The organism is Kitasatospora sp. NRRL B-11411 (assembly GCF_000721345.1).
GTDB classification, from domain to species: Bacteria; Actinomycetota; Actinomycetes; order Streptomycetales; family Streptomycetaceae; genus Kitasatospora; species Kitasatospora cineracea.
In genome coordinates, this window is the sequence record NZ_JOGH01000006.1 from 101,277 (window position 1) to 123,524 (window position 22,248).

Consider the following 22,248-nt stretch of genomic DNA (forward strand, 5'->3'; position numbering starts at 1 on the left):
GCCGCGGCCCTTGACGCGGCGCCGCTACTCGTCCTCGTCGTCCTCGTCGTCCCCACTGGTGAGGACCGGCGACCCGTGGTGCGACCACAGCTTCCAGCCCGCTGACGTCCGCCGGAACAGGTTCGTCGAGACCACCTTGCCGCCCACCAGCGGCCCCAGCTCGCCCTCCTCCTCCGGCTCGCCGCCGGACAGGATGTTCTCCGTGCAGGTGACCAGCGCCACATCGCCCTGCACGTCCACCTCGACGTCGGTCAGGAAGAACTGGATGTACTCGGTGTTCGCCATGATCAGCATGTAGGACCTGGTCACCTGGGCCCGGCCGATCAGCGCCGGCCAGCCCGGGTGGACGCAGAACACCCCGCCCTTGTCGTCCGCTTCGTCCGGCCCCAGCCAGATCTCCTCGACGGCCTCCAGGTCGCCGTTCTCCAGCGCCTCGTACAGCGCCTGGTTGACCGCCAGGACGGCTTCCTCGTCCGGCTCCAGCGCCGCCGCCCGGTCGTTGCCACCGCTCACTGCATCCGCCACGTCTACCCCCTCTGCGCCGCCTGCTCCCAGGCCGCGACGACTCTCACGGCGTCAGCCGTGCCGGACACGTCGTGCACCCGGACCGCCCAGGCGCCCGCCTTCGCCGACAGCACCGAGACCGCCGCCGTGGCGTCGTCCCGCTGCCGCGCCGGGCGCAGCTCCCCGGTTTCCGGGTCGGCCAGCAGCGTACCCAGGAAGCGCTTGCGCGAAGCCGCCACCAGCACCGGCCGTCCCAGCGCCGTCAGCGCGTCCAGCCGGCCCAGCAGCGCCCAGTTGTGCGCCCCGGTCTTGGCGAACCCCAGGCCGGGGTCCAGGATCAGCTGCTCCTGCTTGACGCCCGCGGCCAGCAACTCCTCGACCCGGACGGTCAGTTCCCGCACCACGTCCGCGACCACGTCGCCGTACACCGCGAGGGCGTCCATGTCCGCGGACTGGCCGCGCCAGTGCATCACCACGAACGGCGCGCCGGTGTCGGCGACCACGCCCGCCATCTCCGGGTCCGCGAGCCCGCCGGAGACGTCGTTGACCACCCGGGCGCCCGCCGCGACCGCCGCCGCCGCGACACTCGCCCGCATGGTGTCCACCGAGACCACCACCCCGGCCCGGGCCAGCTCGGTGACCACCGGGACCACCCGGCGCAACTCCTCCGCCTCGGTCACCCGCACCGCCCCCGGCCGGGTCGACTCACCGCCCACGTCCACCAGGTCCGCCCCGCGCGCCACCAGGTCCAGCCCGTGCGCGACCGCCTTCGCCGGGTCCAGCCACATCCCGCCGTCCGAGAAGGAGTCCGGCGTGACGTTGACCACCCCCATCACCGCACAGCGCTCGAGGACGGGCAGACCGGGGACGTTCTCGCTCATGCGTCCCATTATCGACGCACCCCCGAAAACCCCGCGAAACCAGGGGCACCGAGAGCCCTGCCGCGCCAGACCCCGCGAAAGCAGGGGCGCGGGAAGAACCGCCGCGCCAGACCCTGCGAAAGCAGGGGCGCGGGGAACTGCGCGGCCAACCGAGCACGCACAGCCAGATCGCCTCGCAGGACAATGCCTTGCACTATCCCGCGACCGCACCGACGTGCGACTCCCGCCGCGCGCAGTTCCCCGCGCCCCTGTCTGTCGCTTACGCAGCCTTGCCCAGCGGCGCCACAGGCTCCTGCATCAGGCCCTGGCGCTGCCGCTTGCGGCCGAACCGCGGCATGCCCAGGGTGATGAACGCCTCGGCCTGCATCGCGGCGAAGCCGATCCGCGGCAGGTCGCGGGTGTGCTGGTAGACCAGGAAGCGCGGCTCCCAGGTGGGCTGGAACTTCGCGTTGAACTTGTACAGCGACTCGATCTGGAACCAGCGCGACAGGAACACCAGCAGCCCGCGCCAGGCCCGCAGCACCGGCCCGGCCCCGATCCGCTCGCCGCGGGCCAGCGCCGAGCGGAACATCGCGAAGTTCAGCGAGACCCGGCGCACGCCCATCGCCCCGACCTCCTGGAGGGCGGCGACGATCAGCAGCTCGTTCAGGCCCGGGTCGGCCTCCCGGTCGCGGCGCATCAGCTCCAGCGAGATGCCGTCCTCGCCCCACGGGACGAAGTGCAGCACGGCCTTCAGGTCGTCGCCGGTGGCCGGCTGCCCCTCCTCGGGGGCCTTGTGCGCGGTGACGACCACGCAGTCGTCGTCCCCGGCGTCGCCGAACCGGCCGAGCGCCATGGAGAAGCCGCGCTCGGTGTCGGTGCCGCGCCAGCGGGCCGCCGCGTCGCCGATCTGCCGCTTCTCCTCCAGGGTGAGGTCGCCGACCCGGCGCACCTTGCAGGAGTAGCCGTTGCGCTCGATCCGCTTGACCATCTGCCGGACGTTGCGCATGGCGCGGCCGGAGAGCGAGAAGGCGGCGGTGTCGACGATCGCCTCGTCGCCGAGCTCGATCGCGTCCAGCCCGGCCTCCCGGGTCCACACCTCGCCGCCGACCTCGGAGCAGCCCATCACGGCCGGGGCCCAGGCGTGCTCGCGGGCGGTGGCCATGAAGACCTTGATCGCGCCGGGCCAGGCCTCGACGTCGCCGACCGGGTCGCCGGAGGCCAGCATCACGCCGGAGACCACCCGGTAGGAGATCGCGGCCTTGCCGGTGGGCGAGAACAGCACGCTCTTGTCGCGGCGCAGCGCGAAGTAGCCGAGCGAGTCGCGCCGGCCGTGCCGGGCCAGCAGCTCGCGCACCCGGACCTCGTCCTCGGGGGTGAGCTCGGGCTCGGGCTTCTCCGGGCGCAGCGCCAGGTACGCGGTGCTCAGCGCGGTGACCAGGCCGAGCGCGCCGAGCGAGTAGCCGACCAGGTCGCCGATCCGGTCGGAGGTGTAGTGGATCGGCCCCTCGAAGCCGAACAGGCCGTAGCCGACCTGCTCCAGGCGCTGGAACAGCGACGGGTCGCCGACCTCCGCCTTCCAGCGGACCGACACCACGACCAGGCCGAGGCCCACCGACACCGCGCCGAGCAGCACGAACGCGGCCACCGCCCGCCAGCGGGTGCGCGGGTCGGCCTTGGCGTAGAACTCGCGCCGGTGCACCAGCATCACGGCGAGCAGCGCCAGCGAGACCACGGCCTGCCCGAACTGGTGCCAGCGCAGCAGGTGCAGCGCCGCGCCGACCGGCAGCAGCACGCACACCGCCCGCCAGGCGCGCGCCTTGCGGCGGCGCAGCGCGTGCGCGAGCAGCACCAGCAGCATGCCGACCATCAGGGTGCCGGCGGCGGCCAGCGAGGTGGTGCCGCCGGGCAGCTGGCCGACCACGGTGTGGACCCGGGTGAGCCGCAGCCGGGGCGAGAGCGCGACGGCGATGTCGATCAGGCCGATCGCCAGGCAGGCGTACCCGACCGCGCCCGGCAGCCAGGCCCGCGGCACCGCGGCGGCCTGGCTGCGGAGCGCCTGCAGGCCCCGGTGTCGGGGCGCGTCGGAGGTCGTCTCAGCGGACACGGGAGCGCTCATGGGAACTCAGCCTAGAGGCACCGGGACGCTGCGCGCGCACTCCGGGAACAGGGGCGTGATGGACTTTCATGACTGTTCCTTTTTCTGGCAATCCGCACGTCAAGTGCGGTCCACGGGGCGTTCCGGTCCGCTCGCCGGGGGCCCGGATCGAACGGTTGCGCTCATCGGTCCGGGGGACACGACTCCCCGGCCTCGTCCGCACCCGTGCCCGCCCGACCGGCGGTTCGGCGCGTCCGGCATCCCGATGGACGCCGCGTTCCACTGCGACGGTTCCCCTTCCGGTACCGGGCTATTCGCACGGGTTTCCGACGCCCGGTCAGCGTACCCCCATTCGCTCCCGACGGACCGTCAGATGACGATGGCGGGGCGGGAGTCGAGGAGGGACCGGAAGGCATGGAGCTCACCAGCCGGACACTGGTGTACACGCTGGCCGCGGTGGCCGCCGCCGCCCTGCTCGGCACCCTGTGGCTGTGGCCCCGGCTGGCCCGGCAGCGCCCGCTCCCGGTGCTCGGACGGCTGGGCCTGCTGACGGTCACCCAACTGGCGGTGCTGGGCGTGCTGCTGCTGTCGGTCAACGACGCGTACGGCTTCTACAGCTCCTGGAACGACCTGCTGCGTCCCGGCGGCGCCCCGCTCGCCCTGGCCGCCGCCAAGGGTCCGGACGCCGCCCCGGCGGGCGGGCAGCTGGTGCGGCCCACCACCGAGGGCGGGCTGGAGGGCGTCAAGGACGTGCTGCCCGCCGGTCCCCCGGAGGAGGTCGGCCGGGTCGACTCGGTGCGGATCACCGGCCCCGCCTCCGGCCTGTCCGACCAGGTCTTCGTCTACCTGCCGCCGGAGTACTTCAACCCGCGCTACGCCCGCGAGCGCTTCCCGGTGCTGCTCGCCCTGGCCGGCTACCCCGGCCCGTCGCTGCACCTGGTCGAGGGGCTGCGGCTGCCGCAGACCGCCGCCGAGCTGCAGCGCACCGGGCAGCTGGCGCCGACCGTGATCGTGATGGCCCGCCCGACGGTGGCCCCGCCGCGCAACACCGAGTGCGTGGACGTCCCGGGCGGTCCCAAGGCGGAGACCTGGTTCGCCCAGGACGTCCCGGCGGCGGTGCGCTCCGCGTACCGGGTCGGCCGGTCGGCGGACTCCTGGGGCGTGTTCGGCTACTCCACCGGCGGGTCCTGCGCGCTGCGGCTGGCGATGCGCCACCCCGGCACGTTCCGGACCGCGGCCGGGATGCACGCCGACTACACGGTGCCCAACGACCGCTGGACGGACGGCGACCTGTTCCGCGGCGACAAGGACGCCGCCCAGCAGTCCGACCTGAACTGGCGGCTGAAGCACCTGCCCGCGCCGCGGGCCGACCTGCTGCTGGTCTCCACCCGGGCCGAGGACGACTACCCGGCCACCGAGCAGTTCCTGGCCGAGGCCCGGCAGGTGTCCGCGGCCCACCCCGAGCTGGAGGTCGACTCGATCGTCCTGCCCGACGGCGGCCACTCCTTCGAGAGCTGGCGCCGCGAGCTGCCCGCCACCCTGGAGTGGCTCGGCGACCACCTCGCCCCGCCGCCGGACCGCGAGCCGCGGCCCTGACGCGCAGGGGCGCCACCCGTGGCGGGTGGCGCCCCTGCGGCGGACTGACGGCGCGTCAGCGGCCGATGATGAGGCTCATCGCCTCGTTGCGGGTGGCCGGGTCGCGCAGCTGGCCGCGGACGGCGGAGGTGATGGTCTTGGCGCCGGGCTTGCGGATGCCGCGCATCGACATGCACATGTGCTCGCACTCGATCACCACGATGGCGCCGCGCGGCTCCAGGATCCGCATCAGCGCGTCGGCGACCTGGCTGGTCAGGCGCTCCTGCACCTGCGGCCGGCGGGCGTACACGTCGACCAGCCGGGCCAGCTTGGACAAGCCGGTGATCTTGCCGCTGGTGGACGGGATGTAGCCGACGTGCGCGACGCCGCGGAACGGCACCAGGTGGTGCTCGCAGGTGGAGAACACCTCGATGTCCTTGACCAGCACCATCTCGTCGTGGCCGAGGTCGAAGGTGGTGGTCAGCACGTCCTCCGGCTGCTGCCACAGCCCGGCGAATATCTCCCGGTAGGCGCGGGCCACCCGGGCCGGCGTCTCCAGCAGGCCCTCGCGGTCCGGGTCCTCCCCGACGGCGAGCAGCAGCTCGCGGACGGCGTTCTCGGCCCGCTTCTGGTCGAACTCGCGGACGGGGGTCTCACCGTCGAGCGTCACCGGATCGATCATGCGTGCCTCGCTGCTCGTCAGTCGGAAAAATCTCGGTAAAGAGGGTCGGTGCAGCACGAATGCCGCGCCTCCAGGGTACAAACCCCGGAAACGCGGCATCCATTCCGAACGGTTGTGCGGTCGGTCAGCTCTCGACCTGGCCGCCGTCGACCGGCGGGAGCTTCACGACGTCGACCGGGTCGCCCGCGGTCGGCGCGGCGCCGTTGGTCAGCGCCAGCTCCTTCGGCGACTGCACCGGCGGCCGGGTGGACGGGGTGCGGCGGGCCGACCCGGTCCAGGCCGGACGCGGGGGACGCTTGATCACCGGAGTGAAGATCTCGGCGATCTGCTCCTTGTTCAGCGTCTCCTTCTCCAGCAGTTCGAGGACCAGGTTGTCGAGCACGTCCCGGTTCTCGACCAGGATCTCCCAGGCGTCGTTGTGCGCCGTCTCGATCAGCTTCTTGACCTCCTCGTCCACCAGCCCGGCGACCTCTTCCGAGTAGTCGCGCTGGTGGCCCATCTCGCGGCCGAGGAACGGCTCGGAGTCGGAGGAGCCGAACTTGATCGCGCCGAGGCGCTCGCTCATGCCGTACTGGGTGACCATGGCCCGCGCGGTGGCGGTGGCCTTCTCGATGTCGTTCGAGGCGCCGGTGGTCGGGTCGTGGAAGACCAGCTCCTCCGCCGCCCGGCCGCCCAGCATGTAGGACAGCTGGTCGAGCATCTCGTTGCGGGTGGTCGAGTACTTGTCCTCGTCCGGCAGCACCATCGTGTAGCCCAGGGCGCGGCCCCGGGACAGGATGGTGATCTTGTGCACCGGGTCGGAGTAGTTGCAGGCCGCCGCGACCAGGGCGTGGCCGCCCTCGTGGTACGCGGTGATCTTCTTCTCCTTGTCGGACATGATCCGCGAGCGCTTCTGCGGACCGGCCACGACGCGGTCGATCGCCTCGTCCAGCATCTGGTTGTCGATCAGCTTCTTCTCGGAGCGCGCGGTGAGCAGCGCCGCCTCGTTCAGCACGTTCGACAGGTCGGCGCCGGTGAAGCCGGGGGTGCGCTTGGCGACGGCCGACAGGTCGACGTCCGGCGCGATCGGCTTGCCCTTCTGGTGCACCTTGAGGATGTCCAGCCGGCCCTGGAGGTCCGGACGGTCGACCGCGATCTGCCGGTCGAAGCGGCCGGGGCGCAGCAGCGCCGGGTCCAGGATGTCGGGGCGGTTGGTGGCGGCGATCAGGATGACGCCGCCCTTGACGTCGAAGCCGTCCATCTCGACCAGCAGCTGGTTGAGGGTCTGCTCGCGCTCGTCGTGGCCGCCGCCGAGGCCCGCACCGCGGTGCCGGCCGACGGCGTCGATCTCGTCGACGAAGATGATCGCCGGGGCGTTCGCCTTGGCCTGCTCGAACAGGTCGCGGACGCGGCTGGCGCCGACGCCGACGAACATCTCGACGAAGTCGGAGCCGGAGATCGAGTAGAACGGCACGCCCGCCTCGCCCGCGACGGCGCGGGCCAGCAGGGTCTTGCCGGTGCCGGGCGGGCCGTACAGCAGCACGCCCTTGGGGATCTTGGCGCCGACCGCCTGGAACTTGGCCGGCTCCTGCAGGAACTCCTTGATCTCGTGGAGCTCCTCGACCGCCTCGTCGGCGCCCGCGACGTCCGCGAAGGTGGTCTTCGGGGTGTCCTTGGTGAGCAGCTTGGCCTTGGACTTGCCGAACTGCATGACCCGGGAGCCGCCGCCCTGCATCTGGTTCATCAGGAACAGGAAGACCAGGACGATGATCACGATCGGGAGCATCGAGAAGAGCAGGCTGACGATCGTCGACTGCTTCTCGGGGCTGACCGTGTAACCGTCGGCGATCTGCCCGCCGGCGTACTTGTCCTGCAGGGTCTTGGCCAGGTCGGCGGCCTGCTGCTCGCCGGTGTAGGAGGCCTGGAAGCGGGTGCCGGACGGCGACTTGCCGTTCGAGCCGGCCTTCAGCTTCTGACCGTCCTGCAGCTGGATCTTGATGAGGTTCGAGTCACCGGTGGTGAGCTGCGCCGACTTCACCTGGTTGTTGTCGATGGCGCTGACGATCTGCCCGGTGTCCGCAGTCTTGTAGCCGCTCGAATCCGAGACGAGCTCCATCAACGCGAACACGGCGAGGGCGGCCAGCACGACCCACATGATCGGCGCACGGAAGTATCGCTTGACGTCCATCCATGCGGGGCGTCACCGCCCCGTCCCTCCTGCCAGTTCAACGGGCGCTGCTCGGCTGTGGGGCCTCGGCGCATCCGATATGTGCTCGTAAGACGAGCGTTTGATTGGACCGTACCGCAGCGACCCCCGGTCCCGGCGGGATCGCACCACGGTGCGGGCTATTTTCCTACCCCCGCACAACGGGTGGGAACGGGACACTGTTCCCACCCGTCGCCCGGACGGTTCAGCCGCCGTAGACGTGCGGCGCCAGCGTGCCGATGAACGGCAGGTTGCGCAGCTTCTCGGCGTAGTCCAGGCCGTAGCCGACCACGAACTCGTTGGGGATGTCGAAGCCGACGTACTCGACGTCGATCTCCACCTTGGCGGCGTCCGGCTTGCGCAGCAGGGTGCACACCTTGAGCGAGGCCGGGCCGCGCGAACCCAGGTTGCCGAGCAGCCAGGACAGCGTCAGACCGGAGTCGATGATGTCCTCGACGATCAGCACGTCCTTGCCGGCGATGTCGGTGTCCAGGTCCTTGAGGATCCGGACCACGCCGGAGGACTTGGTGCCCATCCCGTACGAGGAGACCGCCATCCAGTCCATGGTCACCTGGCTGTGCAGCGTCCGGGCCAGGTCGGCCATCACCATCACGGCGCCCTTGAGGACGCCGACCAGCAGCAGGTCCTTCCCCGCGTAGTCCTGATCGATCCGTGCGGCCAGCTCCGCCAGCTTGGCGTCGATCTCGTCCTTGCTGATGAGCACCTTCGCGAGGTCTGCGCCCATGTCGTTCTGGTCCACCGGGGATACGTCCTCAAACGTTCGGGGTCTGGGTTCGGCGGCGGTAGTACGACTGGTTCGTGCTCAGCCGCCCTGCCTCCGAAACACCAGCGTGCCACACCGGCGCACGGCTTCGACGCCCCCGGGTAGGTGCAGCGGGCCCTGGCCGCGCCAGCCGGTGACCAGCAGGTCCACCGTCTCCAGGTGGCGGGCGAACAGGTCGCCGGCCGGGCAGCCCGCGCGCAGCGCGGCCCGGCGCAGCACCCGGCGGCGCACGGCGGGGGGCAGTTCGGCGAGCTTGCCCACGTCCAGGGCGCCGTCCGGGGAGCGCAGGTCGCGCTCGGCCAGGGCGGCCCACTGGTCGAGGGCGTCGGCGTCGTCGCGGAACAGCCGGGCGGTGCGGGCCAGTGCCTCCACCACGCCGCCGCCCAGGTGCTTCTCCAGCACCGGCAGCACCTCGTGCCGGACCCGGGAGCGGGTGTAGGCCGGGTCGGCGTTGTGCGGGTCGTCCCAGACCGGGATGGACTGCGCGGCGCAGGCCTGCCGGGTGGCGGCCCGGTCCAGCTCCAGCAGCGGGCGGCGGTAGCGGCCCTTCTGGGCGGGCATCCCGGCCAGCGAGCGGGCCCCGGAGCCGCGGGCCAGGCCCAGCAGCACGGTCTCCGCCTGGTCGTCGCGGGTGTGGCCGAGCAGCACGGCGAGCGCGCCGTGGCGCTCGGCGGCCAGGTCGAGCGCGGCGTAGCGGGCGTCCCGGGCGGCGTTCTCCGGGCCGCCCCCGCGGCCCACCCGGACGGCGACCGCCTCCACCGGGTCCAGGCCGAGTTCGCGCAGCCGGACGGCGACCTGCTCGGCGCGCTCGGCCGAGCCGTCCTGCAGGCCGTGGTCGACGGTCACCGCGCCGACCCGCAGGCCGAGCTTGGGGGCCTCGAAGGCGGTGGCGGTGGCCAGCGCCATCGAGTCGGCGCCGCCGGAGACCGCCACCAGCACCAGCGGGGAGCCGGGCGCGGCGGGCGTGCGGGGCAGGCCGGAGGGGTGCCGGCGGGCGTTGCCGATCAGCGTGCCGGGCACCGTCGCGGTGCCGGCCAGCGCGGGCACCGGCACCGGCGCGGGCGTCCGCGGGCGGTCCTGCCCGCCGGGGACGACACCCGCCTCCGCGGCGAGTTCGGCGAGGGTACGGCGGACGGCGAGGCGTATCGCCGCGACAGCGGGGTGTGGGCCCATGGTTGGCACTCCTTGGCGGAGGGGGGGTTCGTCGGCACCGGTCAGCTCTCGGTCACCAGGCGCTCACAGATGGTCGCAGAATCCGGCCACCGCCCACGCCACCCGCGCCAACGGCGGATCCACCGTCCCACGTACGGGTGAATGGAGAAACGTTACGGCTGCCTCCAGGTGTACGACTCACCCGGTCGACGGGCCGGTCGGGACCGGACGCGCGCCCGTCCGGGAACCGCGCTCAACCGATCACCCGGGCCACCCAGGAGGCCGGGTCGTGGACCTCCTCCTTGGTCGGCAGCGTGTTCGGCGAGGTCCACACCCGGTTGAAGCCGTCCATCCCGACCCGTTCCACCACGCCGCGGACGAACACCGCGCCGTCCTGGTACTGCCGCAGTTTGGCGTCCATCCCGAGCAGCCGGCGCAGCGCCAGGTCGAGGCGGCCGCTGCCGCGGTCGCGGCGGCGCTGGAACTTCTCCCGGATCTCCGCCACCGAGGGCACCACCGCCGGCCCCACCCCGTCCATCACCACGTCCGCGTGGCCCTCCAGCAGCGACATCACCGCCGTCAGCCGGGCCAGGATCTCCCGCTGCGCGGGCGTCTGCACCAGGTCGGTCACGCTGGGCACGCCGCCCTCCCGCCGGGCGCCGCCCAGGCCCGGGACCGGCAGGCCGCCGAGCGCCTCGCGCAGCCGCTCCAGGAAGGCCGCCGGGTCGACGTCGGTCTGCGCCAGGAAGTCCTGCACCTCGGACTGGATGTGGTCGCGCAGCCAGGGCACCGCGCTGAACTGGGTCCGGTGGGTCTCCTCGTGCAGGCACACCCAGAGCCGGAAGTCGTGCGGGGCGACGTCGAGTTCGCGCTCCACCTGGACGATGTTCGGCGCCACCAGCAGCAGCCGCCCGGGCGGGACGGGCAGGCCGCGCCGCGGCTGGTCGAACAGGCCCTCCGGGGTGTCCGGGGCGCTCGGCAGCTCGGCCGGGGCGAAGGTCTCGTACTGGCCGAGCACCTTCGCCGACAGGAAGGCCAGCACCACGCCGACCTCCACCCCGGTGGCCTTCGCGCCCGCCGCGCCGGCCGCCGCGCCGAACCCGCCGCCCTCCCGGCGGGCCGCCAGCTTCTCGGTCAGCGGCCGCACCACCGTCCGGAAGCCCGCCACGTTGGCCCGCACCCAGCCCGGCCGGTCCACCACCAGCACCGGGGTGCCCGCCGCCGAGGCCGACCCCATGCCGGTGTACTCGCGCACGTGCCGCTCGGCCTCCGCGGCGTGCCGGCGCAGCTCGGCGACGGCGGCCCGGGCCTCGTCCCGACCGATCCGCGGCCCCGGCCGGGCGAGCCGCACCGCGGTCGCCACCGCGAGGTTCCAGTCGATCATCTCCGCACCGCCGCTCGCGCTCGTCATGCCCTCACCGTACGTGCTCGCCCCCGCCCGGGGGAGGGACGCACCAGCCCGGACCGCGAGGTGACGCACCGTCAGCGGGCTTCCGGGAGAAGCTCGCTGCGGCCGGCCGAGCCGGGTCAGCAGCCGCAGGCGGCGATCCGGGCGACGATCCGGTCCACGGCGGCGCGGGCGGCGGCCGGGTCGGCGTCGGTGCGGGTCATCAGGGCGAAGGCCAGCACCCGGCCGTCGGCGTCGACCACGGTGCCGGCCAGGGTGTTGACGCCCTGGAGGGTGCCGGTCTTGGCCCGGACGATGCCGGCGGCCTCCCCGGCGCCGGACTTCGCACCGAAACGGTTCACCAGGGTGCCGGAGAAACCGGCCACCGGGAGGCCGGTGATCACCGGGCGCAGCTCCGGGTGGGCGGGGGCGGCGGCCACGGCGAGCAGCTTCACCAGGGTGATCGGCGGGATCAGGTTGGCCTTGGCCAGGCCGCTGCCGTCGGTGAGCAGCACGCCGTCCAGCGGCACCCCGAGCCCGGCCAGCTCGTCGGTGACCGCCTTCGCCGCGCCCTCGAAGCTGGCGGGCTGCTTCGCGGCGACCGCGGCCTGCCGGGCGACCGCCTCGGCCAGCGTGTTGTCGGAGGTGGTGAGCATCCGTTCGACCAGCCGGCCGATCGTCGGCGACTCCACCCGGGCCAGTTCGGCCGCCCCGGCGGGCGCGGCGGCCGCGGCGGGCTTGCCCTGCACGGTGACGCCCTCGGCCCTGAGGAAGCCGGCGAAGGAGTCGGCGGCCTGCCCGGCCGGGTCGAACACCCGGGCCGGGGCCTCGTCGGGCGAGCGCGGGTCGATCCGGCCCTCGTCGACCATCAGCGGGGTGACCGCGGCGATGTTCATCGCGTCGTGGTCCCGGTGCAGCAGCGGGCCGGTGTACAGCGAGGTGTCGTACGAGAGCTTGACCCCGGTGGTGCCGGCGGCCTTCAGCGCGGTGGCGGTGCGGTGGGCCAGGTCGGCCATCGAGGCGGGGGCGCTGTCCTGGTCGACCGGCAGGCCGCCGATCCGGACCTGGTCGGCGGGCAGCGCGGTCAGGGTGGGGTCGCCGCCGCCGACCAGGGTGATCTCGCCGGGGGCGGCGCCGACCACGGTGGTGGCGATCCGGTGCCCGGCGGGCAGCAGGGCGAGCGCGGCGACCGCGGTGGCGAGCTTGGTGGTGGAGGCGGGGGTGGCCGGGGTGCTCTCCTGGGCGCCGAACAGGAACTCGCCGGTGGCGGCGTCGGCGACCGCGAAGTTCAGGGTGCCCAGCGCCCTGTCCTGGACGGTGCCGCCGAGCGCGGTGCGCAGCCCGCCGCCGGTCGGCGCCTTGCTGTCGGCGGCGTCGCCCTCGGCCAGCACCGGGCCCTTGAGCGGGACGGCCCGGTGCCGGTCGTCGCGGCGCTGCTTGCCGCCGCCCTTGCCGTCGCTCCGGCCGCCGTCCCTGTCGTCCCCGCGGCCGTCGTCCTGCCGGTCGCCGCCCCGGTCGCCGTCCTGGCCGCCCTCGTCGGCGTGCCGGCCGTGTCCGGCGCCCGGCGTGGGCTGGGCGAGGGCCGGTTCCGCGGTGAGCGCCCCGGCCGCCAGCACCACCCCCAGCGCGGCCGCGAGGGCGGCTCTGCGCCCGCGTCCCACCCCTGTCCCTGATCTCACCGACCGGCCCCTTTCCTGAGCACACCCCGCCGTAGGAGACACTTGGATTCTGTCAGTACCGACCGTTGGAGGAACCGTTGGAGTTCGACGTCCTGATCGAGATCCCGAAGGGCTCGCGCAACAAGTACGAGGTCGACCATGAGACCGGTCGGCTCCGTCTGGACCGCATGCTCTTCACCTCGACCCGCTACCCGGCCGACTACGGCTACGTCGAAGGCACCCTCGCGGACGACGGCGACCCGCTGGACGCGCTGGTCATCCTGGAGGAGCCGACCTTCCCGGGCTGCCTGATCAAGTGCCGCGCCATCGGGATGTTCCACATGACCGACGAGGCCGGCGGCGACGACAAGCTGCTGTGCGTCCCGGCGACCGACCCGCGCTGGTCGCACCTGCAGGACCTGCAGGACGTGTCGGAGTTCGACCGCCTGGAGATCCAGCACTTCTTCGAGGTCTACAAGGACCTGGAGCCCGGCAAGTCCGTCCAGGGCGCCGACTGGGTCGGCCGCGCCGAGGCCGAGGCCGAGATCACGGCCTCGATCAAGCGCCTGGAGGAGCAGGGCGGCCACTGAGCCGTGACACCCCCAGGGGTGGCCCGCACCGCGCGTGCAGGGGCGGGAGTCCGGAGTCCCGGGCTCCCGCCCCTGCTGCTTGCGCCCTGCTGCGCGTACGCGCGGCGGCGGCTCAGGCGCCGTCGTTGTCGTCGAGCCGGAAGCCGACCTTGAGGCCGACCTGGTAGTGCTCGACCTCGCCGTCCTTGAGGTGGCCGCGGACCTGGACCACCTCGAACCAGTCCAGGTTGCGCAGCGTCCGGTTCGCCCGGGCCAGGCCGTTGCGGATGGCGGCGTCCACGCCCTCGTGCGAGGAGCCGACGATCTCGGTGACCCGGTAGGTGTGGTCGGTCATGGCGGTCTCTCCCTGTGCGGCGACGGGTGGCTCCCCCCGCCGTCCACCGTGCACCGAAGCGCCGCCCCGGGCATCCCGGCGTCCGCCGACGGGGCGCCCGGGGCGCGGGCTCAGAACGCCGCGCGGACCTCGCCGACCACGTTCCCGCCGCCGTGCAGCGGGGCGGCGGCGATCCGCTCCAGCACCGGGTCCTGGACGCCCAGTCGGCGCAGCGCGGCGGCCAGCACCGGGCCGCGGGCGCGCTCCGCGCCGTCCTCGATCTTGAAGGCGAGCGCCCGGCCGTCGGCCAGCGCCACCACCTGGACGGCCTCGGCGCCCATCTTGGACAGCGCGCCGGGCACCGCCCGCATCAGCCAGGTGTCGGCCCGGCGGGTGCCGGCCACGTACTCGGGGTGGGCGCGCATCGCGTCGGCGACCCGGCGCTGCTCGGTGCCGGGGGCGGCCAGCAGCAGGGCGCGGTAGCCGCGGGCCAGGCCGGTCAGCGAGACGGCCAGCAGCGGGGCGCCGCAGCCGTCGGTGCCCAGGTGGGCGGCGCGCTCGCCGGTGGCCTCCTCCAGGGCGGTGCGGGCCAGCTGCTGGATCGGGTGGGCCGGGTCGAGGTAGCCCTCCAGGTCCCAGCCGTTGGCGGCGGAGGCGGCCAGCCAGGCGGCGTGCTTGCCGGAGCAGTCCATCAGGATCGGGGCGCGCTCCCCGCCGGAGCGCAGCAGTTCCTCCGCCTCGACCTGGTCCAGCGGCAGGTCGGCGGGCAGCCGCAGGGCGGCCTCGGTGAGGCCGGCGTCGGCCAGCAGCCGGCGCACGGCGGCGCGGTGGAAGGGCTCGGCGGAGTGGCTGGAGGCGGCCAGCGCGAGCTGTTCGCCGTGCAGGTCGAGGCCGGCCCGCAGGGTGGCCACCGCCTGGAAGGGCTTGGCGGTGGAGCGCGGGTAGACCGGCAGTTCGGGGGTGCCGAGCGCGTACTCGACGGCGCCGTCGGCGTCGAGCAGGACCAGCGAACCGCGGTGGCGGCCCTCGGTGAAGCCGGAGCGTATGACCTCGGCGAGGGCGGGCAGGGCGGACTGCGACACGGGTGGGTCTCCAGGGCGGTGCGGTGAGGGTGAGGGTGGCCCCGGCCGCGGTCGCCCCGCTCAGCGTTCGCTGAGCAGGTCGTCGACCCGGGCCTCCCCCTCACGGTACCTGCGGGTGATCTCCGCCCCGCAGTCGTCCGCGGTGCGCTGCAGCGCGTGCCGGCGGCCGGAGACCTCGCGCTGGTGCACGTCGAGCCGCTCGACGGCGGCCAGCAGGTCGGCGGTGGCGTGCGCGGACAGGTCGGCCAGCTGGACGTCGCCCATCAGGGCGTCCGCCTCGCGCCGGTAGCGCTCGCCGCGCGGCGGGCCGAGGGTGACGTGCCGGGCCGGGCGGCGGGTGGCGGACGGGGCGTCGGCGAGGATCGCCGGCAGTCGGTCCAGCAGCGCGCACTGGGCCTCGCCGGCGGCGGTCAGCGGGATCTCCCGGCGCTGGAGCTCGGCCCGCAGGATGTCCATCCGGCCGTGCAGCAGGCGGCGCAGGTAGGACAGGTCGGCCTCCTGCTCCAACGCGTCCCGGCGGAGCACCCGCAGTTCCTCCAGGGCCAGGCCGGCCAGCCCGTCGACCGCGCTCACGTCCATCAATCCGACCACCTGCCGTAGTACCAGTGCCCGCCGGTAGCACGGGCCGCCCGTCCTCCAGGGTTCCCCCCGGCGGGCGCTGCCACTCGTGCGGGTGACGCGGTTCGCCGGGACGGCGGACGCCACCGCGGGGCCCGGGTGGCCCCGGGCCGTCGGACAGCGTGCCACCCCGGGCCCCGGCGCCGCACGCCCGAGTACCCGAACGGCCCCCTGGCGAACACCCCTGGCTAGTACGAAGAATCCGCGCCACCGGCTCACCTGCACGAATCGGGGCGCATCACGCGCGACCCCGGCGTGCAACCGGAGGCCGTGCGCCCCCAGTGAGCCCGGACGGGCACAATGACGGCATGCGAGCAGTGGTGCAGCGGGTCGCCGGGGCGGCCGTGACGGTGGACGGCGAGACGGTCGGCGCGATCGAGGGGCCGGGCCTGTGCGTCCTGGTCGGCGTCACCCACGAGGACACCCCGGCCCGGGCCGCCCAACTGGCCCGCAAGCTCTGGACGCTGCGGCTGTTCCCGGGCAACCCCGAGCAGTCCTGCTCGGAGCTCGGCGCCCCGCTGCTGGTGATCAGCCAGTTCACCCTCTACGGGGACGCCCGCAAGGGCCGCCGCCCCACCTGGAACGCGGCCGCGCCCGGCCCGGTCGCCGAGCCGCTGGTGGACGCCGTGGTGGCCGAACTGCGCACGCTGGGCGCCAAGGTGGAGACCGGGCGGTTCGGCGCCGACATGCAGGTGTCGCTGGTGAACGACGGGCCGTTCACCGTGCTGCTGGAGGTCTGAGGCCCGCACGGGCGCGAGAGGGCCTCACGGATGCGACAGTCCCTCACGGTCGCGAGAGGCTGTCATGGAAGTGAGACCCCCTCACGGAAGCGAGAGGGTCTCACGAGAGCGTCGCCCCGTCACGCCGGGACGATCACGTCCTGGGTGCCGGGGACGCCGTCGGCCAGCAGCACCGCGTCCACCGGGGTGTTGCGCTTGACCAGGGCCAGCGCGATCGGGCCCAGCTCGTGGTGGCGGGCCGAGGAGGTGACGAAGCCGACCGGACGCTCCTGGCCCTCGACGCGGACCTCGGCGCCGTGCGCGGGCAGCTTCTCCTCGGTGCCGTCCAGGTGCAGGAAGACCAGGCGGCGCGGCGGCCGGCCCAGGTTGTGCACCCGGGCGACCGTCTCCTGGCCGCGGTAGCAGCCCTTCTGCATGTGCACGGCGCTGCCCAGCCAGTCCACCTCGTGCGGGATGGTGCGGTGATCGGTCTCGAAGCCGAGCCGCGGCCGGTGCCCCTCGACCCGCAGTGCCTCGTACGCCCAGACGCCCGCCGCCGGGCCGAACTCCTCGGCGGCCGCGGCGAGTTCGGCGCGCGGGAGGAACAGGTCGCGGCCCCACGGGAGTTCGCGCACCGCGGCGGCCCGCTCGACCGGGGCGGTGGAGCCGGCCGGCAGGAAGACCACCGCGTACTGCTCGGTGGCGTCGGCGACCTCGACCCGGTTCCAGAACTTCATCGACTCCAGGTACTTCACCAGCGCGGGAGCGTCGCCCGGCTCGACGTGGATCCAGGTGGTCTCCCCGTCGTCGACCAGGTAGAGCGCGTGCTCCACGTGCCCGTTCGGGGAGAGCACCAGCGCCTCGGTGGCGTGCTGCGGCGGCAGTTCGCTGACGTGCTGGGTGAGCAGCAGGTGCAGCCAGCTCAGCCGGTCCGGGCCGGTCGCGGTGATCACGCCGCGGTGCGACAGGTCCACGAAGCCGCGACCCGCGGCCAGCGCGCGCTGCTCGCGGAACAGGTCGCCGTAGTGGGCGGCGACCCCCTCGTCGGGACCTTCGGCGGCAACGGCCCCGGGCAGGGCAAGCAGCGGGCTCTTCATACCGGTCAGCTTACGACCGCCCGCCCGCCAGCTTGGCGGTGCAGTCGGCGCAGCGGCCGAAGATGGCGAAGTGCTTGAGGTCGGTGTCGAAGCCGTGCTCGGTGCGCAGGCTGTCGATCAGCGGGGCGGCGATCGCGGTGTCGGTCTCGGTGACCCCGTCGCAGTCCCGGCAGACCAGGTGCAGGTGGGTGTGCCGGCCGGCCAGGTGGTAGGTGGGGGCGCCGTGGCCGAGGTGGGCGTGCGAGACCAGGCCGAGTTCCTCGAGCAGTTCCAGCGTCCGGTAGACGGTGGAGATGTTGACGCCGCTGGCGGTCTTGCGGACCTGGCACAGGATGTCGTCGGGGGTGGCGTGGTCGAGCACGTCGACGGCCTCCAGCACCAGTTGGCGCTGCGGGGTCAGCCGGTAGCCGCGCTCGCGCAGGTCGGCCTTCCAGTCGGTGCTCTCGCTGTTCGCCACGTGTGTCCCTGCCCGGTGAGAGGTCGTGCCGACAAGTGTAGGGACCGACCGCCCGGTCGGCCCCTACCCGTGCGTACGCGCTCCGCTCAGCGGAAGAACGCGATGCCGTCGTCCGGCAGGTCGTTGATGTCGTTGATCAGCTGCGCCGGGTTGAGCACCTTCTTCAGCTGGGCCGACATGTACGGCCGCAGCGGCACCTCGGGGGCGGCCTTCTCGCCGACCCAGAGCAGCTCGTCCTTGACCAGGCCGTACAGCCGCTTGCCGCCGCTGTAGGGGGCCGCGCCCTCGATCCGGGCGACCGCGTCGGTGGCCAGGTCGATCTGCGGCTTGCCGTCGTGCAGCTTGCCGTACCAGATCTCCACGGTGCCGTCGTCGCGGACCGAGGAGACCTCGATCTCGCGCTCGCCGCTGGTGCCGTGCTGGTTGCTGGTGACCCGCCAGAAGGCGTGCTCGGTCTCCAGGGCGCGGACCTTCTCCCCCTGCTCGTCCAGCACCCAGGTGCGGGAGCGGAACTCCAGGAAGGGACGGCCGTCGTGCCGGAAGACGATCTCCTGGCCGAAGTTGCACTTCTCGCTGCCCGGGAAGTCGTGGACGCCCGCGCCCTCCCAGGTGCCGAGGAGGAAGGCGAGCGGGACGACGTCGCGGTGGAGGTCGGAAGGAATCTCGATCATGGTCCTGGCTGGTGTCGTCGGACGGTTACCGGGTCAACCGTACGGCAGTCGTCAGCGCTGGCCCTGGTAGAGCTTCATGACGGAGAAGATGGCGAACCAGGTGATCAGCACGGCCATCAGAGCCAGCAGGCTGTCGAAGAAGATCTCAAGACCGGACACGGTGCGCTCCCAGGGGCGGGTTCGACGGGCTGTGGTACGGCGCGAGTCTATCCGGCGCCCCTCGCGCCCGTAGTCTCTGGGGCATGTCGAAGAAGCTGGTCATCAAGGTCACCGCCGGTGCGGACGCCCCGGAACGCTGCTCGCAGGCCTTCACGGTCGCCTCGGTCGCGGTCGCCAGCGGCGTGCCGGTCTCGCTCTGGCTGACCGGGGAGTCCGCCTGGTTCGCGCTGCCGGGAAAGGCCGCCGAGTTCGAGCTGCCGCACTCGGCGCCGCTGCCGGACCTGCTGGGGGCCGTCCTGGCGGCCGGGAGCGTCACCCTGTGCACCCAGTGCGCGGCGCGCCGGGGCATCGTCCAGGACGACGTGATCGAGGGCGTGCGGATCGCCGGGGCGCAGGTGTTCCTGTCCGAGGTGATGGCGGACGACGCCAGGGCGCTCGTCTACTGACGGTCGGGCGGGGGTTCGCGGTCCGGCGCGTCCCGGTCGTGGCCGCGCTGCTCCCAGTGCGGGTCGTCCCAGCGCGGGTCGTTCCACCAGTCGTCGTCCTTGTCGCGCTTGTTGGCGAGGACGGCGGCCACCGGCGGGATCACCATGGCGACCACGCACATGCCGATGGCGGCGCCGACCGACCAGAAGCGCACCACGCCCCAGGCGAGGACGAACAGCGCCAGGCAGCCGCCCATCATCACGAAGTAGCGCACGTGCCGTCGGTGTGCCTGCACCCTTCCAGGGTAGGCCGAGGGGCCCGGCCGTCAGAAGACGTCCGGGCCCCTCGTCACGCTGTCGCGCTGTCGCGCGGTCCTCAGACCGCGATCGCCACCTCGGTGAACTCGCCCTGGGCGGCGACCACCTGGCGGTCGACGGTGGCGCCGGGCACCAGGGCCCGCAGCGTCCACTTGCCCGGGCGGGCGAAGAACCGGAACTGCCCGGTCGCCGAGGTCGGGACCTCGGCCGTGAACTCGCCGTTCTCGTCGAGGAGCCGCACGTAGCCGTTGACCGGCTCGTCGTTGCGGGTCACCGAACCCTGGATGATCGTCTCGTTCGCCACGTCAACTCCTGCCAGGTCCGGGCCGCCGGCCTTCGCACCGCACATATCTGTCTCCCTCTTCCTTGCTGTCGTGCGAGCCGGGGCTCAGTTGCCGAGCTCGATCGGCACGCCGACCAGGCTGCCGTACTCGGTCCACGAACCGTCGTAGTTCTTGACGTTCTCCTGGCCGAGCAGCTCGTGCAGCACGAACCAGGTGAGCGCGGAGCGCTCGCCGATCCGGCAGTACGCGATGGTGTCGGTGGCCAGGTCGACGCCCTCGGCCTCGTAGAGCGACTTGAGCTCGTCGTCGCTCTTGAAGGTGCCGTCGTCGTTGGCGTTCTTCGCCCACGGGATGTTCTTGGCGGACGGGACGTGGCCCGGGCGCTGCGACTGCTCCTGCGGGAGGTGGGCCGGGGCGAGCAGCTTGCCGGAGAACTCGTCGGGCGAGCGGACGTCGACCAGGTTCAGGGTGCCGATCGCGTTGACCACGTCGTCGCGGAAGGCGCGGATCGAGGAGTCGGCCGGCTGCGCGGTGTACTGGGTGGCGGCCCGCTGGGGCTGCTCGACGACCAGCTCGCGGGAGTCGAGCTCCCACTTCTTGCGGCCGCCGTCCAGCAGGCGGACGTCGCCGTGGCCGTACAGCTTGAAGTACCAGTAGGCGTAGGACGCGAACCAGTTGTTGTTGCCGCCGTAGAGCACCACGGTGTCGTCGTTGGCGATGCCCTTGGCGGACAGCAGCGCCTCGAAGCCGGCCTGGTCGATGAAGTCGCGGCGGACCGGGTCCTGGAGGTCCTTCTTCCAGTCGATCCGGACCGCGTTGCGGATGTGGTTCTTGTCGTAGGCGGCGGTGTCTTCGTCGACCTCGACGATGACGACCTTCGGGTCGTCCAGGTGGTCCTGGACCCAATCGGCGTCGACCAGGACGTCGCTGCGGCTCATGTGGGTTTCTCCATCCGGGGGCGGTTGGCGGAAGGGCTGCTGGGAGTGCTCCGGGCCGCACGCGTCCGCACACCCGTCCGCATGCTGGGACGGGAGTGGGTGCGGCTTCGGCCGGGGTGAATCAGAGGTGTGTGCTCGTCGCTCCGGACGCACCGGTGCCCATGGCTACCGGTTCGCGGCGTCGGAGCGGGGCTGACGCGCCGGGACTGCGGGACGTGACCGCAGAATCAGCGCATTCGACACAGGCAGCTCGACACGCGGCAGTGGTCTACCGCCCGCCGCTTCGTGAGGTCCGCCTGTCGCTTCATGACGACGATGCTAGGGACTCGGAGGGGGCGCTGTCATCATCGTGTCGAATACTGAGACCGGATCATCCGGATATTGGGATTTACCGCTTTCCGCTCACCTGCCGCCAGGCCCGGACCCCGTGCGGGGACCGGGCGGGCGGGCGATTCGGGGCGTTCCGGCAACCGCGCTGGACAGGCCGTCTCGCCCAGCGGACGCCGAAGCCCCGCCGGAGCGGGGCCCGGTGCCGTGCCGGTCGGACGGGGACGTCCGGTCAGCCGGTGACGGTGGGGCTTCGCGGTGAGCCCGGTCGGGACGGCGACCACGTCGGCGGCGTTGCACGAGCCCGCGGCGGCGGCCTTCCTGCTGCCGGCGGTGACCTGCCAGACCGCGGTGCTGTCGGGCGAGCGGAGCAGGGTGCCGTCCGCGGGGGCGGTCCTCGCGGCGGCCGCGGCCTCCCAGGTACCGGGGACGGCCCGGAGCGGCTACTGGTCGTAGCCGAGGCCGGTGAAGTCGGCGACGGCGAGCGGGACGGCCATGCCCCCGGCCATCACGTACACGCGCGGGTCGGCGCCGGAGACGTTCTCGACCGCGGTGCCGTCCTTCAGCCGGCGGGCGACCGCCCCGGCCTCCCAGGACTCGGAGACCCCGACCGGCTGCCGGCTCGCGCAGTAGGCGTCGGACTCGGCGCGGGTGAGCAGCAGGGCGGATCCGTTGACCATCGCGTAGCGGTTGCGGAGCGGCCCGGGGGGTTGGTCGCCCTCGATCTGGACGTGGCCGTTCGGGGCGCTGCGGCGGTCGGCGCGCAGCGGGCCGGAGGCGGGCCGCGGGGCGGGTGGCGCGGGGTGGCGGCCGGGATTCAGCCGGTGGCCGGGGCCGGGGGTTGGTAGCGGCGGTTCAGCAGCGGCGAGGCCCGGTGGCTGCGGGCGAGCAGGGCGTACGCGGTGTCGGTGGAGCACGGCGGGCCGTCGGCGGGGTGGCGGGTGAGGAGGTAGAGCAGCAGGTCGAGGCGGTCGTCCTCGCTGCGGGCGGTGATGTGCTGGAGGGCGTCGCCGGGGCGGGTGTGGGCCCAGAGGATGTCGACGGCCTGCCTGGTCTCGTCCGGCGGGGTGGGTCCGGGCCGTCTGCGTCGCAGGCTGGCGTAGACCACGTCCACGGGGGTCAGCCCCAGCCGAGGCTGCCGTCGGCCACGGTCACGGTGTGGGCCGGGGTGTCGGCGGACAGGGCGGTGACGGCGGCGGGGGCGGCGAACAGGGCGGTGAGGGCGAGGGCGGTGACCGCGGCGGCCTTGACCAGACGAGTGCGCATTTCGGTGGTTCTCCTCAAGAGCAGTGGAAGGCGGGGGAGTTCCGGTTCGGCGTCCCGCGGTTGACGCCTCTTCCGGTTCGCCGCCCGGTCTGTCTCCCT

At 73.2% G+C, this 22,248-nt stretch carries 26 protein-coding genes; 5 read left to right on the forward strand and 21 right to left on the reverse strand.

Translation table 11 applies throughout. The features are described 5' to 3' along the window. Nucleotides 1–24 precede the first annotated feature (24 nt). The 3 genes from IH44_RS0104885 to IH44_RS0104895 all read right to left on the reverse strand — a co-directional run bounded on the left by IH44_RS0104885 (nucleotide 25) and on the right by IH44_RS0104895 (nucleotide 3,483). Nucleotides 25–525: a nuclear transport factor 2 family protein gene (locus IH44_RS0104885; protein ID WP_081966724.1), complete on the reverse strand. Its 501-nt coding sequence runs from the start codon at nucleotides 523–525 to the stop codon at nucleotides 25–27. 2 nt (nucleotides 526–527) lie between these two features. Beyond that, a complete protein-coding gene (gene folP, locus IH44_RS0104890; protein WP_030458146.1) occupies nucleotides 528–1,394 on the reverse strand; it encodes a dihydropteroate synthase in 867 nt (288 codons plus the stop codon). A gap of 250 nt (nucleotides 1,395–1,644) precedes the next feature. Further along, complete coding sequence (locus IH44_RS0104895) at nucleotides 1,645–3,483, reverse strand: phosphatidylglycerol lysyltransferase domain-containing protein (RefSeq protein WP_030458147.1); 1,839 nt, start codon at nucleotides 3,481–3,483, stop codon at nucleotides 1,645–1,647. 393 nt (nucleotides 3,484–3,876) lie between these two features. Here IH44_RS0104895 and IH44_RS0104900 point away from each other — a divergent pair, with 393 nt between their 5' ends. Then, the gene (locus IH44_RS0104900; protein WP_030458148.1) at nucleotides 3,877–5,058 is read left to right on the forward strand and encodes an alpha/beta hydrolase family protein; all 1,182 of its coding nucleotides are present in this window, start codon (nucleotides 3,877–3,879) and stop codon (nucleotides 5,056–5,058) included. A 55-nt stretch (nucleotides 5,059–5,113) separates the two neighbouring features. On the opposite strand, the gene folE is transcribed toward IH44_RS0104900, so the two are convergent. The 6 genes from folE to dacB form a co-directional block, all read right to left on the reverse strand. After that, a complete protein-coding gene (folE, locus tag IH44_RS0104905; protein WP_030458149.1) occupies nucleotides 5,114–5,719 on the reverse strand; it encodes a GTP cyclohydrolase I FolE in 606 nt (201 codons plus the stop codon). A 124-nt stretch (nucleotides 5,720–5,843) separates the two neighbouring features. After that, the gene (ftsH, locus tag IH44_RS0104910; protein WP_030458150.1) at nucleotides 5,844–7,886 is read right to left on the reverse strand and encodes an ATP-dependent zinc metalloprotease FtsH; all 2,043 of its coding nucleotides are present in this window, start codon (nucleotides 7,884–7,886) and stop codon (nucleotides 5,844–5,846) included. A gap of 223 nt (nucleotides 7,887–8,109) precedes the next feature. Further along, the gene (gene hpt / locus IH44_RS0104915) at nucleotides 8,110–8,649 is read right to left on the reverse strand and encodes a hypoxanthine phosphoribosyltransferase (protein ID WP_035953964.1); all 540 of its coding nucleotides are present in this window, start codon (nucleotides 8,647–8,649) and stop codon (nucleotides 8,110–8,112) included. A 78-nt stretch (nucleotides 8,650–8,727) separates the two neighbouring features. Then, a complete protein-coding gene (tilS, locus tag IH44_RS0104920; protein ID WP_030458152.1) occupies nucleotides 8,728–9,861 on the reverse strand; it encodes a tRNA lysidine(34) synthetase TilS in 1,134 nt (377 codons plus the stop codon). A gap of 232 nt (nucleotides 9,862–10,093) precedes the next feature. Next, entirely contained in the window at nucleotides 10,094–11,251 is a 1,158-nt protein-coding gene (locus IH44_RS0104925; protein ID WP_030458153.1) for a zinc-dependent metalloprotease, read from the reverse strand. Nucleotides 11,252–11,367: 116 nt separating this feature from the next. After that, entirely contained in the window at nucleotides 11,368–12,888 is a 1,521-nt protein-coding gene (gene dacB, locus IH44_RS0104930) for a D-alanyl-D-alanine carboxypeptidase/D-alanyl-D-alanine-endopeptidase (RefSeq protein ID WP_051816559.1), read from the reverse strand. Between the two features lie 95 nt (nucleotides 12,889–12,983). On the opposite strand from dacB, the gene IH44_RS0104935 reads away from it, so the two are divergent. Continuing rightward, entirely contained in the window at nucleotides 12,984–13,475 is a 492-nt protein-coding gene (locus IH44_RS0104935; protein ID WP_030458155.1) for an inorganic diphosphatase, read from the forward strand. A gap of 112 nt (nucleotides 13,476–13,587) precedes the next feature. On the opposite strand, the gene IH44_RS0104940 is transcribed toward IH44_RS0104935, so the two are convergent. From IH44_RS0104940 to IH44_RS0104950, 3 genes are all read right to left on the reverse strand, one after another. Further along, on the reverse strand, nucleotides 13,588–13,809 hold the full coding sequence (locus IH44_RS0104940) for a dodecin (protein WP_030458156.1): 222 nt from the start codon (nucleotides 13,807–13,809) through the stop codon (nucleotides 13,588–13,590). A 110-nt stretch (nucleotides 13,810–13,919) separates the two neighbouring features. Continuing rightward, entirely contained in the window at nucleotides 13,920–14,870 is a 951-nt protein-coding gene (locus IH44_RS0104945; RefSeq protein ID WP_030458157.1) for an asparaginase, read from the reverse strand. Between the two features lie 60 nt (nucleotides 14,871–14,930). Continuing rightward, on the reverse strand, nucleotides 14,931–15,449 hold the full coding sequence (locus IH44_RS0104950; protein ID WP_030458158.1) for a hypothetical protein: 519 nt from the start codon (nucleotides 15,447–15,449) through the stop codon (nucleotides 14,931–14,933). A 347-nt stretch (nucleotides 15,450–15,796) separates the two neighbouring features. Between IH44_RS0104950 and dtd the strand changes: the two genes are divergently transcribed. Further along, complete coding sequence (gene dtd / locus IH44_RS0104955; RefSeq protein WP_030458159.1) at nucleotides 15,797–16,228, forward strand: D-aminoacyl-tRNA deacylase; 432 nt, start codon at nucleotides 15,797–15,799, stop codon at nucleotides 16,226–16,228. A gap of 119 nt (nucleotides 16,229–16,347) precedes the next feature. Here the strand turns inward: dtd and IH44_RS0104960 are convergent, their stop codons facing one another. The 3 genes from IH44_RS0104960 to IH44_RS0104970 form a co-directional block, all read right to left on the reverse strand. Further along, nucleotides 16,348–17,304 (reverse strand): folate-binding protein YgfZ, encoded by a 957-nt coding sequence (locus IH44_RS0104960; RefSeq protein ID WP_030458160.1) that lies wholly within the window; start codon nucleotides 17,302–17,304, stop codon nucleotides 16,348–16,350. Between the two features lie 10 nt (nucleotides 17,305–17,314). Then, nucleotides 17,315–17,761, reverse strand: a complete 447-nt coding sequence (locus tag IH44_RS0104965; RefSeq protein WP_030458161.1) for a Fur family transcriptional regulator — start codon at nucleotides 17,759–17,761, stop codon at nucleotides 17,315–17,317. 86 nt (nucleotides 17,762–17,847) lie between these two features. Next, nucleotides 17,848–18,432, reverse strand: coding sequence for an FABP family protein (locus tag IH44_RS0104970; protein WP_030458162.1), 585 nt, complete (start codon nucleotides 18,430–18,432; stop codon nucleotides 17,848–17,850). 242 nt (nucleotides 18,433–18,674) lie between these two features. Between IH44_RS0104970 and IH44_RS0104980 the strand changes: the two genes are divergently transcribed. Continuing rightward, a complete protein-coding gene (locus tag IH44_RS0104980; protein ID WP_030458163.1) occupies nucleotides 18,675–19,037 on the forward strand; it encodes a DsrE family protein in 363 nt (120 codons plus the stop codon). On the opposite strand, the gene IH44_RS0104985 is transcribed toward IH44_RS0104980, so the two are convergent. The 3 genes from IH44_RS0104985 to IH44_RS0104995 all read right to left on the reverse strand — a co-directional run bounded on the left by IH44_RS0104985 (nucleotide 19,031) and on the right by IH44_RS0104995 (nucleotide 20,556). Then, complete coding sequence (locus IH44_RS0104985; RefSeq protein WP_030458164.1) at nucleotides 19,031–19,312, reverse strand: DUF3099 domain-containing protein; 282 nt, start codon at nucleotides 19,310–19,312, stop codon at nucleotides 19,031–19,033. The two genes, IH44_RS0104980 and IH44_RS0104985, sit on opposite strands and share 7 nt — an antisense overlap. A gap of 80 nt (nucleotides 19,313–19,392) precedes the next feature. Beyond that, nucleotides 19,393–19,683 carry a DUF1416 domain-containing protein gene (locus IH44_RS0104990; RefSeq protein ID WP_030458165.1) on the reverse strand — a complete coding sequence of 97 codons (291 nt, stop codon included), beginning with the start codon at nucleotides 19,681–19,683 and terminating at the stop codon, nucleotides 19,393–19,395. 39 nt (nucleotides 19,684–19,722) lie between these two features. Then, nucleotides 19,723–20,556, reverse strand: coding sequence for a sulfurtransferase (locus tag IH44_RS0104995; protein WP_030458166.1), 834 nt, complete (start codon nucleotides 20,554–20,556; stop codon nucleotides 19,723–19,725). 585 nt (nucleotides 20,557–21,141) lie between these two features. Here IH44_RS0104995 and IH44_RS0105000 point away from each other — a divergent pair. Beyond that, nucleotides 21,142–21,339, forward strand: coding sequence for a hypothetical protein (locus tag IH44_RS0105000; RefSeq protein WP_030458167.1), 198 nt, complete (start codon nucleotides 21,142–21,144; stop codon nucleotides 21,337–21,339). On the opposite strand, the gene IH44_RS0105005 is transcribed toward IH44_RS0105000, so the two are convergent. The 3 genes from IH44_RS0105005 to IH44_RS46225 form a co-directional block, all read right to left on the reverse strand. Beyond that, nucleotides 21,327–21,563, reverse strand: a complete 237-nt coding sequence (locus IH44_RS0105005) for a hypothetical protein (RefSeq protein WP_030458168.1) — start codon at nucleotides 21,561–21,563, stop codon at nucleotides 21,327–21,329. The two genes, IH44_RS0105000 and IH44_RS0105005, sit on opposite strands and share 13 nt — an antisense overlap. 137 nt (nucleotides 21,564–21,700) lie before the next feature. Beyond that, the gene (locus tag IH44_RS0105015; protein WP_157852112.1) at nucleotides 21,701–21,991 is read right to left on the reverse strand and encodes a hypothetical protein; all 291 of its coding nucleotides are present in this window, start codon (nucleotides 21,989–21,991) and stop codon (nucleotides 21,701–21,703) included. 11 nt (nucleotides 21,992–22,002) lie between these two features. Continuing rightward, the gene (locus IH44_RS46225; protein WP_157852114.1) at nucleotides 22,003–22,149 is read right to left on the reverse strand and encodes a hypothetical protein; all 147 of its coding nucleotides are present in this window, start codon (nucleotides 22,147–22,149) and stop codon (nucleotides 22,003–22,005) included. Nucleotides 22,150–22,248 lie beyond the last annotated feature (99 nt).